Source organism: Marinomonas sp. CT5, assembly GCF_018336975.1.
In the GTDB taxonomy this organism is placed as follows: domain Bacteria; phylum Pseudomonadota; class Gammaproteobacteria; order Pseudomonadales; family Marinomonadaceae; genus Marinomonas.
In genome coordinates this window covers 3,886,564-3,899,955 of the sequence record NZ_CP025572.1, presented here as the reverse complement: position 1 = coordinate 3,899,955, position 13,392 = coordinate 3,886,564, and the positions used below count along the sequence as shown (strand labels likewise).

Sequence of the window (13,392 nt, the reverse complement as noted above, 5' to 3'; positions counted from 1 at the left end):
ATTCGCGTTTTTTATGGAGTAGGTAAGTGACAAATTATATTTCTAGTCCTGTGGTGCCGTCGCTTGTGGCCCTTCAGGAGTTGACTTGGTTCAATCCCAAAAAAGTTGGCTTTGATGATGTGCAAACAACTTTGTCCTTGCAGATGTCAGACATATTGGAGGCTTCGGATCGACTCACACGTTTCGCGCCTTATCTTGCTCAAGTCTTTCCCGAAACCGCAGCGACTAATGGGATTATTGAATCTGAATTGAAAGCCATTCCTGTGATGCAGCAAGCTTTGCTAGAAGAAGCAGAGGGCCGCTTATCAGGTCGTTTATTGTTGAAATGCGATAACCAACTGCCAATAGCGGGCTCTATTAAAGCCCGTGGCGGGATTTACGAAGTGCTGTTACATGCGGAGCGTTTGGCGTTGGCCAATGGCTTATTGCAAACCAGCGATGATTATCGAATATTGGATTCGACCTCTTTTAGAGATTTGTATTCAAAGCATCAAATTGTGGTGGGGTCGACCGGCAACTTAGGCTTAAGCATAGGTATTATGAGCGCTAAATTGGGGTTTGATGTGACGGTTCATATGTCGTCGGATGCCCGAGAATGGAAAAAAGCCTTATTGAAAAGCAAGGGCGTGAATGTCGTTGAACACAGTGCCGACTATGGGGTTGCCGTGGAGCAAGGGAGACAAGAAGCGCAACAAAAAGACACGGCGTATTTTATTGATGATGAAGATTCTACTTCTTTGTTCTTAGGCTACAGTGTGGCAGCCTTACGCTTGCAAAAGCAGCTAGTTGAACAGGGCATTCTTGTCGATTCAGAGCACCCTTTGTTTGTTTATTTGCCTTGTGGTGTTGGTGGTGCTCCTGGGGGCATTACCTTTGGATTAAAACAGGTGTTTGGTGATCATGTGCATTGTTTCTTTGCCGAACCGACCCATTCTCCGTGCATGTTGTTGGGCATGGAAACCGGCTTGCATAATGCCATTTCAGTACAAGAATTAGGCATCGATAATCTAACCTGTGCCGATGGTTTAGCGGTAGGGCGGCCTTCGGCTTTTGTTGGGCCTATGATGGATTCTTTACTTAGCGGTGTTTATACCGTCTCGGATAGCACCATGTATCGTCACTTAGCCATGCTGGTGGACAGTGAAAATATTCCCGTAGAACCCTCTGCTGCTGCGGGTTTCAGTGGTGTATTACGTATTCTAAGTGAAGGGCGCGACTACCAGACGACTCATCAACTTGAGGACAAAATGTCTCAAGCGACACACATCATCTGGGCAACGGGCGGTGATATGGTGCCGAAAGAAGAGAGAGCAATGTATTATCAGCAAGGTAAGGCATTTATATAATAAGGTAATCTGCATTTTGATTTGTTGATGATTCTAATAGAGATGTATTTTTAAATATAGGTTGAGCTTGTTTTATAAATAAATCGGCTAATTTTTCTGCAACAGGTGTTAATGAAACAGATTTTCTATGCATAAGATAATACGAGGAAATAGGCAAAGGTTCTTTTAAATCTATACAGGTTATATTATTTAAAAGAATGGATTGTTTTATTGCAGCGGCTGACATTAAAGCAACGCAATCTGTTTTTGCTATTATGTTTAAACCTGAAAGATATGATTCACAAGTGATGGATTGATTAATATTGAGACCCTGTTCTGCCATTTTTTCAAAAAGGTTGAGTAAATAACTGCTATGAGTGGTTGGTAAAAGCCAATCGCAATTCTCTAGTTGAGCTAGGGTTCTTGCGTTTTCATAGGGGCTGCCTTTTCTTGTGACTAAGACGAACGGCATGTCGAGAATTTTTCTTTTGACAAGGTCGCTGGTTTTTATCCCACTATGATAGGTGTTTATCGAAAAATCTATTTCACCGTTACGCAGTTGCTCTAGGTGTGCTTCTAGCTGACCTTCTTTTATTTTAATTTTCGTCTTCGGATGTTCTTGTCTAAATTTCAATATGACGTCAGGGAGTAACTCGCAGGCAATACTTGCCCCCACGCCGATACTTACATTGCCATGTTGGTTGCCTAAAATTTGTTGAATTGAATCTTCCGCCAAATTTAATTCAGCTAGAATCAGGCGGGCATGTTGTAGCAAGCTATCGCCACATTTAGTCAAGGTGATTCCTTGTGACCCCCTTGAAATGACGTTTGCTCCTAGGCTTTCTTCTAACTCCCTAATGGCTTTTGTTACAGCGGGTTGAGATAGACCTAGCTCTCTACTAGCGGCTCTTATACTGCCTTGGCGAGCTACCTCTGAAAAGGCTTTGAGTTGGTTTAATTTTAGTGCCATGTCTGCTCCTGATAACTTCTGATTATCGTCAAAAAGAATTGGATATCTTGTTCGTTTCACCAATGCTCTTTAAATTAATTTTCAAGCTGGGGAACACCAGCTTGAAAAAATCAAATGGTATTTAAATATCATAAAAAGGAACTAAAGATGCAAAGTCAAGGCCAACTTAATGTAGAGCAAAAAAACAGCTTGCTCGAAAAACTTATGAAAAAAATAGAAATAGTAGGTAATAAGTTACCAGATCCTATTATTCTATTTTTTTCTCTCGCGATAATTGTTGTCGCGGCTTCTTTTATCGCTGAAAAATTTAATCTCTCGGTTATTCACCCAGCATCACAAAAAGAATTACTCATTCGAAGTTTATTGTCGGATGAGGGAATTGTTTTTATTTTTACCAATATGATTAAAAACTTTACTGGATTTGCGCCACTGGGTCTTGTTCTGTCTATGATTATAGGGGTAGGGCTTGCTGAGCGAGTGGGCTTATTAGAAAGTGTAGTTAAGCGAACTATATTAAATGCGCCCAGATCACTGGTTACGACGTCGGTGGTTTTTGCTGGCATTATGATGAATATTGCATCAGATGCCGCTATGGTCGTATTACCGCCCTTGGCTGCCTTGGTGTTTATGTCTGTGGGTCGTCACCCTGTTGTCGGTTTAATTGCTGGTTTTGCAAGTGCCGCGGCTGGTTTTACGGCCAACTTAATTATCGCCGGAACAGATGCCTTACTGTCTGGTATTTCGACCGAAGCCGCAAAGGCGGTGTCCAGCTCGATAGAAGTGACCCCTGTTGATAATTGGTATTTTAATATCGTGTCTGTGTTCATGCTGACTCTGATTGGCGTGTTGGTGACGGAAAAGGTCATCGAGCCTCGTTTAGGTGAGTACACAGGTAAATCTAGAGTGCTTGAAACCCATGCGCCAGAAGTAGAGAAGAAAGCGCTACGCCATACTCTAGTGGCCGCTGTGCTTTATATTGGCGCTATTATGACGTTAGCTTTTTGGCCTTCATCGCCTTTGCAGAATGCTGATGGCGGGTTGGTTCCTTCTCCTTTTCTTAAAGGCATTATTCCCATTATTTTGTTCTTTTTTATCACCGTTGGTATCACTTATGGTGTGAGTACTGGCAAGATTAAAAAAACAAAAGACGCCACCAAATATATGTCTGATGCTGTCGCAGACATGGCGCCCTACATAGTATTAATTTTCTTCGCTGCGCAATTTATTGCTTATTTTAATTGGACTCACTTAGGCACTTGGGTGGCTGTAAATGGAGCGGATTTCCTGAAAGGGATCCACTTTGATGGAATGGCTGTAATGATTGGCTACATCATTGTGACGGCTTTACTTAACTTTGTTATTCCTAGTGGCTCTGCTAAATGGGCATTAGAAGCCCCCGTTTTTATTCCAATGTTTATGCAACTTGGCTATCACCCTGCTTTTATTCAAGCGGCTTATCGTGTTGCGGATTCATCGACCAATATCATTACGCCATTAAGTCCCTACTTTGTTGTCATTCTGTCCTTGCTTAGGGAGTACGACAAGAAGGCAGGTGTGGGTACGGCTATTGTGCTCTTGCTTCCTTACTCTATCTGCTTTCTTACTGCTTGGATTTTATTGTTGAGCTTTTTCTATGTGACAGGCTTGCCGATTGGGCCTGGCATTTACCCAATGTTAACGACTACAGCCGGATAATGGAGATTTACATGACTACTACCTTACTAAAACAAACTCTTAACCCCGTCGCAGATAAGATGATTCATTGGCGTCGAGATTTTCATAAATTTGCTGAGTCTGGTTGGGTTGAATTTCGAACCTCTACATTGGTGGCCGAGGAGTTGGATCGTTTGGGTTATCGCTTAGCTTTGGGTCGTGATGTGATTAACGCTGAGTCCAGAATGGGGGTGCCAAGTGAAGAGGTTTTACTCAAGAATGAACAACGCGCTTTAGAGCAAGGAGCGATTGAAAAATGGATGCCGTACTTTTCCGGTGGATTCACAGGATTAGTGGCGACCTTAGAGACGGGGCGTCCCGGCCCAACTGTGGGTATTCGAGTTGATATGGATGCATTGGATTTACAAGAATCTCATGAATGCTCACATCGCCCGGCAGAACAGGGCTTTCAATCGGTTAATCATAATATGACCCATGCGTGTGGTCATGATGGACATACATCAATTGGCTTGGGGGTCGCTCACCTTTTAATGGCGAACAAAACACAACTAAGCGGACGAATTAAATTGATTTTTCAGCCTGCGGAAGAAGGCACGCGGGGGGCCAAGTCTATGGCTGATGCGGGGGTCGTTGATGATGTTGATTACTTCATGGCGATTCACCTTGGCGTTGGCGTTCCGAATGGCGAAGTGGTGTGTGGAAACGACACCTTTTTGGCGACCACGAAGTTTAATGTGGATTTCCATGGCTATCCTGCCCATGCCGGAGGTAATCCTGAGTTAGGCAAAAATGCGCTTCTTGCCGCAGCTCAAGCCACATTAGGTTTGCATTCAATTAGTCGTCATAGCGAAGGGGCTTCTCGAATCAATGTGGGGGTTATTGATGCAGGAACGGGACGAAATGTGATTGCTCAACACGCGCATTTAAAAGTGGAATCCCGAGGTGAAACCAATCAAATAAACCAATATATGTTTGATCGCAGTAAAGACATTATTGCGGGGGCGGCGGCTATGTATGATGTGAGTTACTACATAGACATTGTTGGTGCCGCTTATCGAAGCATTCCGTCTCCTTCGTGGGTTCAATTTATAGCGGATAAAGCAAAGCAGCTTGGTTGTTTCGAAAAGGTTGTAGACCGTCAAATGGATGGGGCCGCGGGTTCTGAAGATGCTACTTACATGATGGAGAGAGTAAAAGAAAAAGGCGGCGAAGCTACTTACATTATTTTTGGGACGGAACTATCAGCAGGACACCATAATGATAAGTTTGATTTCCAAGAAGATGTAATGACCAATGCGGCACTGCTTCTTAGCGTGGTAACAGCAAGTGTTAAAGATTATACAAAAGAGCATCAAAAGGACTAGAAAATGGAGGATCAAGTTAATCAACTTTATCAATATATCGAGCGTTATCAAGATGAGTATATCGATTTAAGTGATCGTATTTGGGCACTGGCGGAAACACGCTTTGAGGAGCATCAATCTGCTGAGCTGATCATTACTTATCTTACCCAACAAGGCTTTGAGGTCGAGAAAAAAGTTGCAGGAATGGATACCGCTTTTGTAGCCAAATATAATAATGGTGGTTCTGTCATCTCTTTTTTAGGGGAATACGATGCGCTTTCCGGTCTGAGTCAACACGCTGGCTGTGCAGTTCATAACCCTGTTGAAGTAAATGGGAATGGACATGGTTGTGGTCATAATATGCTGGGGGTTGCAGCCTTAGCGGCGGCCCTTTCTGTTAAGGACTATTTGCAGAGACATAACTTACCAGGCACCGTTGTTTTCTTTGGTTGTCCTGCAGAAGAGGGAGGCTCAGGCAAGACCTTTATGGTTCGAGATGGCGTTTTTGACGGTGTTGATGCAGCGATAACTTGGCATCCAAACACCTTTAGTGGCATGTTCGACACACCGACCTTGGCGAATATCCAAGCAGAGTTTAGTTTTAAAGGCAAAGCTTCCCATGCAGCTGCTTCACCTCATATGGGGCGTAGTGCTCTTGATGCAGTTGAATTAATGAATGTGGGTGCTAACTATCTGCGTGAGCATGTTCCTCAAGAATCACGACTTCATTATGCCATCACTAATAGTGGTGGATTGGCACCTAATGTTGTTCAAGCTGAGGCCTCCGTACTTTATCTGGTTAGGTCTCCCAATTTGATTGATTTACAGGATATTTATCAGCGAGTAACAGACATCGCTGCTGGCGCGGCTTTAATGACAGAAACAAAAATGTCAGTGCAGTTTATTAAGGCGTGTTCTAACTATTTGCCAAACAGATGCTTAGAGCGTGTAATGGATAAATATATTCAGGCGCTAGGTATGCCTGAATACACAGAAGATGAAATGGTGTTTATGAAGGAAATTCGCCAGTCTTTCACTCAAGCAGATATTGAAGCGGATATTAAGCGGATTTCCGAGCATGCAAGCCATGAGCCTGCCTTTACCTTTCAGTATTTGAAAGAATCTCCTACTGTAAAAGCACCTTTGGTTTATCAAGCGAATAATAAAACACTTTATGGATCAACGGATGTTGGCGATGTCAGCTGGGTTGTACCGACAGTGCAATGTTTTGCGCCTTGTTATGCCGTAGGTACTTCTTTACATTCTTGGCAGGCTGTATCGCAGGGAAAAACCTCAGTTGCACATAAAGGCTTGTTGTTAGCAGCTAAAATCATGGCAGGAACCGGTCTTGAGCTCTTTTTGAACCCAGAACTCTTGGCCGAAGCAAAAGTAGAACTGCAAGAATCGAATGATCTGATGCCTTACTTGTGTCCGATTCCGGTACATATAACGCCACAATCTTAGCACTCTGTTATTGGATAAATAACTATTTTGTTTGGCGCTGAATTATCGGTTTGATGATTTAGCGCCGTTTTTCAGCGTTAATAAAACTCAAGCTTCGGACTTATGATGCATATTTTTTTCTGATTGCAGTTTCTCTATCATGTAATCTAAAAACACTCTCACGGCGGCGGGTAAAGTGCGGCCGGTGAGGGTTTGCACTTCAATATTACGGATGTCCATGCCACGGTCTCGAATGGGAATCGCGATCAGTTCTTTGGCGGCGATTTGATGACGCATGGATATTTCCCCTGCGAGGTGAACACCGCCTTCGTAGGTCGTAAAGCGATTGAGTGTCGCCATGTTGTTCGATACCAAAACCGGATCAAATAATAGATTTAGACGGCTGCAGCAAATATCAAACAGCTGCCTTACAGTGGTATTTTCTTCAGGCAAGGCAATGGGATAGGGTTGTAATTGCGCAAGCGTAACGGTTTTTTTGTTGGCTAATGGGTGAGATGGATGTACCACGGCAACCACTGGAGAGGGTTGGCGGTAGGCGACTTGTATGTCCTTCGCGGGAGATAAGTTTAAGGTGATTCCGATATCGGCATCGCCATGACTTACGCGTCGTGATACTTCTGCTGGCGAACTGACATTGATATGAAAATGAATGCCTTCGTGTTTTTTTCGAAAATTTGCGATGTTGCGAGGTAAAAATTCCATCGCAAAACCCTCCGAACATGAGATGTTTACATGGCCTCTATTTAGCCCCTCTAAAGCGGCAATTTCTGATACAACTCTGTCCGATTCTAGTGCGTTCTTCCGCGCGTATACGGCTAACATTTCGCCTGCCGCACTTAATTCCATCCCGCGTGGTCGGCGCTCAAACAGGGTTGTTCCAAGAATATCTTCGAGGTTATTTATCTGCCTACTTATAGCGCTTGCTGCCACATTTAGGTGCACGGATGCTTCGCTAATCGATCCATATCTTGCGACCTCTAAAAAGTAACGTAATGCTGTGTCTTGTAAGCGTAATCCAGCTTTCATCGTAATTTTTCCTGCAATTTCGTAGATTTTTACAGATTTTATGGTTTTTTAAATATTTTATTATTTCGCCATAGTCATGCCTTTTTGGCAACGATTCTTTGCATTTTTTTTAATTGTGGCAATGTTTATTTTTGCATAGTGTGAATGAAAGTTGCATTACCTAATGATCAAACTGAAAGGGCTTAAAAGGAACGATACGATGAAAAAACTCACTCAGCACAAGTTTTCTCTGTTACCAGTATTAGACAGCACTCCACGAAGAACTTTGGCAAGTGTTCTTATGACTTGTGCTCTAGCGGGTGTAGTCACTCCTGCACTGGCGAATAAGGCAAACGATACTTTGGTCTACGCAGTGGGGCTTGAGCCTGAAAATGTCAGCCCTTACCACAACAATGTGCGTGAAGGGATTATTTTGTCTCATCTAGCTTGGGACACATTGTTGCATCGTGATATGGAAACGGGTGAGTACCAACCTTTGCTAGCCACTAGTTGGAAATGGGAGGATCCGACACATTTACTCCTTACCCTGCGTAAAGGGGTCACTTTTCAAAATGGTGATGCTTTCAGCGCAGCGGACGTCGTTTTTACTTTCAACTATGTGACTTCGCCTGAGTCAAAAATTGTGACCCGCCAAAATGTTGACTGGATTGATCATGCTGAAAAAGTGGATGACTACACGGTACGTTTGGTATTGAAACAGCCATTTCCTGCGGCATTAGAATATTTGTCTGGCCCAACCCCGATCTTTCCTGAAAAGTATTTTAAGTCAGTTGGCATTGAAGGATTTGCGAAAGCGCCAATTGGAACAGGCCCTTATAAAATTACCGAAGTGTTGAGTGGTGAAGGGGCAAATTTAGAACGTTATGAAGGTTACTTTGAAGGTGGGCCAATTAAAAAACCGGCCATAGGAAAGATTCAATTTAGAGTCATTCCTGACCCTGATGCCCGCCTTGCTCAGTTGATGACTGGCGAGATTGATTGGACATGGCGAGTGCCTTCTGATCAGGCGGATGAAATGAAAATGATGCCAAACTTACAAGTCATTAGCTCCGAAACCATGCGTGTAGGCTATTTGGCTATGGATACCAGCAGTGAAGCGTTAAAGGATTCGCCATTCCGCAATAAACTGGTACGAGAGGCGGTTAATTACGCCGTGAATCGTGAAGGGCTTGCTAATGAGTTGGTGCGTGGTGGAAGTCGTGCCATATACACGCCCTGTTTCCCTTCTCAATTTGGCTGTGATGTGTCCGCTGCGAAAAAATACCCTTATGACCCAGCCAAAGCGAAAGCCTTACTGGCCGAAGCGGGTTACCCAAATGGTTTTCAAACCGATTTTTACGCTTACCGAGATATGGATCTAGCAGAAGCGATTCTTGGGGATCTTCGTGCTGTGGGCATTACATCTAAAATGCACATGTTGACCTATGCGGCACTGCGTAAAGAACAGCGTTCAGGAAACGTGCCTTTAGCGTTTCAAACCTGGGGCTCTTATTCTGTGAATGATGCCTCCGCTATGACCAGTGTCTATTTCAGTGGAGGGGCTGATGATATCAACCGGGATCAAGAGGTAAAGACGCTGTTAAATGCGGCTGACACGAACGTTGATCCTGTCATCCGTAAGAAAAATTACAGCGCCGCGATTAAGAAAATTACCGAAGAAGCTTTTTGGGCGCCGATGTTTTCTTACTCAAGTAACTATGCCTTCACGAAAGAACTTAATTTCACTGCATATCCTGATGAATTGCCTCGTTTTGTAGAGTCAAGTTGGAAGTAAAAGGGAAAACGCTTACTGCCTGTCAGTAAGCGTTTTCGTTTGCGCCTAGGTGTTCTTGTACGCCGTTATAAAGTACGCAGACAGTTTGGGGAGAGGTTATGTTGGTATTTATGGTTCGTCGTTTACTGGTGGCGCTAAGTGTGGCGGTCACAGTGTCTATCGTGAGTTTCATGTTGCTGCATTTGTCTGGTGATTTGGCCATTTCAATCGCTGGGCCAGAGTCGACGGCTGAGCAAGTAGAACAAATTCGCATCGATTTTGGTTTGGATAAGCCCATGGTCTATCAATACTTTGATTGGCTTTGGGGAGCGGTGCAATTGGATTTTGGGCGCTCCTATTATTTTCAAGATACGGTGATGGGGCTGATTAGCGAGCGCTTACCTGTGACACTGACTTTAGGTGGATTGGCGCTAGGGCTGGCGACGATTGTTGCGATTCCATTGGGAGTCATTGCTGCGATCAAACAAGATACTTGGATTGATCGTTTGGCTCTAACCATTGCGGTTATTGGTCAAGCTATGCCGAGTTTTTGGTTCGCGTTAACCTTGATTGTGATCTTCGCGGTGAATTTGCATTGGTTGCCCGCGGGTGGCAATGCGTCATGGCAGCATTTTGTTCTGCCTGCTATTGCATTGGGCTATTACGCCATGCCTGCGATGATGCGTTTAACACGTACAGGTATGTTGGAGGTGTTGAACTCGGATTATATTCGTACGGCTCGCTCGAAAGGTTTGAATGAGTCGACGGTTATTTTTAAACATGCACTGCGCAACGCGGTGATCCCTGTAGTGGCTTTGGCGGCGGTAGAGCTGGGTTTTATGTTAGGTGGCTCAGTGGTCATCGAGTCGGTGTTTTCTTTAAAAGGGTTAGGTCAGCTGGCTTGGGATGCCATTACCCGAAATGACTACCCCGTCGTACAAGCCGTGGTGCTGATTATAGCGGTCTTTTATATCCTGTTAACTTTTCTCGCCGATGTGATCAACGCCATGCTTGATCCGCGTTTGCGTGTCCGCTGAGGTGTCTACTATGTCTGATTCTTCTATTGTAATGACTTCAAATACGCCTTCTTTTTTGCCCAAGGTGCCGACATGGCGTCGTACGATGAATCGTTTTTTGGGACACCGCGGTTTGTTTATCGGGTCGGTCATTCTGGGAATGATTGTGGTGTTGGCGATTTTAGCTCCTTGGTTAGCACCACATGACCCTTATTTACAGAATATTTCCCAACGCATGATCCCACCAGTTTGGCACGAAAAGGGGTCGTGGGAACATATTTTGGGAACCGACAAGTTAGGGCGAGATTATCTCAGCCGCCTTTTGTACGGCGCTCGTATTTCTTTAACCATTGGTTTGTCTGCTGCGCTGATTTCTGGGCTGATTGGCACGACCTTGGGTGTTTTGGCGGGTTACTTCGGCGGCCGAGTGGATTCGGTAATCAGCTACATCATTACTACTCGTTTAGCCATGCCGGTGGTGCTGGTGGCTTTGGCTATGTCGGCTTTGGTCGGTGGGTCTTTGCAAATGGTGATTATGTTATTGGGTTTGTTGTTATGGGATCGATTTGCGGTGGTTGCTCGCTCCTCCACCCAACAATTGCGTGATGCGGAGTTCATTGCCTCGGCAAAAGTTTTGGGGGCTTCAACAGGGTATATCTTGGTGCGGGAATTACTGCCCAATATTTTAAGCGCATTAATTGTCGTGATGACCTTAGAAATGGCGCACGCCATTTTGCTTGAAGCGACACTGTCCTTTTTGGGGTTGGGAGTTCAGCCACCCATGCCGTCTTGGGGGTTAATGATCGCAGAGGGCAAAGCCTACATGTTTTTTAAACCTTGGGTAATTGCGATCCCAGGTATTGCGCTGATGGTATTGGTGTTGGCGATTAACTTAGTGGGCGACGGTTTGCGTGATATGAACGCACCAGAAGGCCGGAATTGAGGCTAGAGGAGAGATCATGAAACGAATACTGGACGTAAAGAACTTGGCCGTCAGTCTGCCAACACCCAATGGAGATTTGAAGGCTGTACGTGGCATTGATTTGTATGTGAACCAAGGTGAAATGCTTTGTATTGTAGGGGAGTCGGGATGCGGTAAATCCATGACTTCCATGGCATTGATGGGGTTATTACCGAAGCGTGCAGAAGTAACCGCTGAGACAATGCACTTCGACGGCATGGACTTATTGTCTCTATCAAAAAAAGAGCGCAACCAAGTCCGTGGCATGCGTATGTCGATGATCTTTCAAGAGCCAATGACCTCACTGAACCCTTCTTATACTTTGGGTAATCAGCTTTGCGAGAGCATTATTAAACACAAGAAAATCAGCAAAGACGAAGCGAGAAAGCGCGCGATTTATTTGCTGGAGCGTGCCGGTGTTCCGTATCCTGAAAAGCGTTTGGATCAATATCCCCATCAATTATCTGGTGGCTTACGGCAACGGGTGATGATTGCTATGGCACTGATGTGTGAGCCTGATTTGATTATTGCTGATGAGCCAACAACGGCACTGGATGTCACCATACAGGCGCAAATATTGCGCTTGATTCGAGAGCTGCAACAGGAATTTGGCACCGCTGTTATTTTTATCACCCATGATTTAGGCGTAGTGGCTCGAATTGCTGATCGTGTGGCCGTGATGTATGCCGGTCAAGTGGTGGAAACCGCTGCGGCAAAAGATTTGTTTGCTGACCCTCAACATCCTTATACCAAAGGCTTGCTTAACTGTATCCCCATTCCAGGTAAAACCTTACCCGGTAGTCACTTGGAATCTATTCCTGGTGTGGTGCCGAGTTTGATTGGTGAACCTAAGGGCTGTGCATTTGAAAACCGTTGTAACGCTTCGATCAAGTCCTGTTGTGATCGTGCACCTCACCTAGAAAATCACCTAGGATCACAAGCTCATCAAGTACGCTGTCCTGTTGTGGCTGCGTCATTCAAGGAGGCGGTGTAATGCCAGAATATGCTTTGGAACTGACAAACTTATCGCGTCATTTTTTTCTGAAAAACGGTCCTTTTAAAGCCCCTACGTTACTCAAAGCAGTAGATGGCATTTCCTTACGTATTCGCCCCGGTGAAACGTTAGGCTTGGTGGGCGAATCGGGCTGTGGAAAAAGTACCTTGGCGAAAATGATTTTGGGATTATTAGAGCCAACGGATGGTAATGTGTTAATCAATGACAAAATGCGCGGAGCCAGCTCTCGTTTATCTATGTCGCGGCAACTTCAGCCAATTTTTCAAGATCCTTACTCGTCACTCAACCCTCGTAAAACCATTGAGCAAATCATCCGCTTGCCATTGCAGCTGCATAAAATCGGCGACACCAAGAGTCAGCAAAAAGCGGTGAAAGAGATGAGCGATTTAGTGGGTTTGCCAGAACGTTTATTAAAAAATTATCCGGGGCAGCTATCTGGCGGTCAGCGTCAGCGGGTGGCGATAGCGCGAGCCTTGATTCTAAAACCGAACATCTTAGTGTGTGATGAGCCGACGTCAGCACTTGATGTGTCCGTGCAGGCGCAAATACTTAACTTGTTGATGGATCTAAAAAAAGAACTCGGTCTGACGTATTTATTTATCAGCCATAACCTGGGTGTGGTGGAACATTTGGTGGATCGCGTGGCGGTGATGTATCGAGGCAAAATTGTTGAGCAGGGAACTCGAGAGAATATTTTCCAAAACGCACAACATCCTTATACCCAAGCTTTATTGTCTTCTGTTTTAACACCGGAACCGGCTTTGGGGTTGCCTGAAAAGTTGGATTCTAGTGAGTGGGATAAGGCGTCGTAGTCGCTTTCATTTTGCTGTCATCGGACTTTTATT

The 13,392-nt window shown here is 44.7% G+C and carries 11 protein-coding genes; 9 read left to right on the top strand and 2 right to left on the bottom strand.

Features of this window, described 5'->3' with window-relative positions; all coding sequences use genetic code 11:
- The first annotated feature begins 26 nt into the window (after positions 1-26).
- Positions 27-1,346 carry a D-serine ammonia-lyase gene (gene dsdA / locus C0J08_RS18665; protein WP_212653399.1) on the top strand — a complete coding sequence of 440 codons (1,320 nt, stop codon included), beginning with the start codon at positions 27-29 and terminating at the stop codon, positions 1,344-1,346.
- Here dsdA and C0J08_RS18660 read toward each other — a convergent pair.
- A complete protein-coding gene (locus C0J08_RS18660) occupies positions 1,339-2,295 on the bottom strand; it encodes a LysR substrate-binding domain-containing protein (protein ID WP_212653398.1) in 957 nt (318 codons plus the stop codon). The genes dsdA and C0J08_RS18660 overlap by 8 nt on opposite strands.
- 147 nt (positions 2,296-2,442) lie before the next feature.
- On the opposite strand from C0J08_RS18660, the gene C0J08_RS18655 reads away from it, so the two are divergent.
- Genes C0J08_RS18655 through C0J08_RS18645 form a run of 3 tightly spaced genes read left to right on the top strand, consistent with a single transcriptional unit; the run spans position 2,443 to position 6,776 of the window.
- Entirely contained in the window at positions 2,443-3,990 is a 1,548-nt protein-coding gene (locus C0J08_RS18655) for an AbgT family transporter (RefSeq protein WP_212653397.1), read from the top strand.
- Positions 3,991-4,001: 11 nt separating this feature from the next.
- Positions 4,002-5,333 (top strand): amidohydrolase, encoded by a 1,332-nt coding sequence (locus C0J08_RS18650; protein WP_212653396.1) that lies wholly within the window; start codon positions 4,002-4,004, stop codon positions 5,331-5,333.
- Between the two features lie 3 nt (positions 5,334-5,336).
- Positions 5,337-6,776 carry a M20 family metallopeptidase gene (locus tag C0J08_RS18645; RefSeq protein WP_212653395.1) on the top strand — a complete coding sequence of 480 codons (1,440 nt, stop codon included), beginning with the start codon at positions 5,337-5,339 and terminating at the stop codon, positions 6,774-6,776.
- 87 nt (positions 6,777-6,863) lie between these two features.
- Here C0J08_RS18645 and C0J08_RS18640 read toward each other — a convergent pair whose 3' ends face one another.
- Positions 6,864-7,802: a LysR family transcriptional regulator gene (locus C0J08_RS18640; protein ID WP_212653394.1), complete on the bottom strand. Its 939-nt coding sequence runs from the start codon at positions 7,800-7,802 to the stop codon at positions 6,864-6,866.
- Positions 7,803-8,001: 199 nt separating this feature from the next.
- Here C0J08_RS18640 and C0J08_RS18635 point away from each other — a divergent pair, with 199 nt between their 5' ends.
- The 5 genes from C0J08_RS18635 (at position 8,002) to C0J08_RS18615 (ending at position 13,359) form a co-directional block, all read left to right on the top strand.
- Positions 8,002-9,576 carry an ABC transporter substrate-binding protein gene (locus tag C0J08_RS18635; RefSeq protein WP_212653393.1) on the top strand — a complete coding sequence of 525 codons (1,575 nt, stop codon included), beginning with the start codon at positions 8,002-8,004 and terminating at the stop codon, positions 9,574-9,576.
- 98 nt (positions 9,577-9,674) lie between these two features.
- Positions 9,675-10,592: an ABC transporter permease gene (locus C0J08_RS18630; protein ID WP_212653392.1), complete on the top strand. Its 918-nt coding sequence runs from the start codon at positions 9,675-9,677 to the stop codon at positions 10,590-10,592.
- Between the two features lie 10 nt (positions 10,593-10,602).
- Positions 10,603-11,514 carry an ABC transporter permease gene (locus C0J08_RS18625; protein ID WP_212653391.1) on the top strand — a complete coding sequence of 304 codons (912 nt, stop codon included), beginning with the start codon at positions 10,603-10,605 and terminating at the stop codon, positions 11,512-11,514.
- Positions 11,515-11,530: 16 nt separating this feature from the next.
- On the top strand, positions 11,531-12,526 hold the full coding sequence (locus tag C0J08_RS18620) for an ABC transporter ATP-binding protein (RefSeq protein ID WP_212653390.1): 996 nt from the start codon (positions 11,531-11,533) through the stop codon (positions 12,524-12,526).
- Complete coding sequence (locus tag C0J08_RS18615) at positions 12,526-13,359, top strand: ATP-binding cassette domain-containing protein (RefSeq protein WP_212653389.1); 834 nt, start codon at positions 12,526-12,528, stop codon at positions 13,357-13,359. The genes C0J08_RS18620 and C0J08_RS18615 overlap by 1 nt, the downstream gene beginning before the upstream one ends.
- Positions 13,360-13,392: the final 33 nt, after the last annotated feature.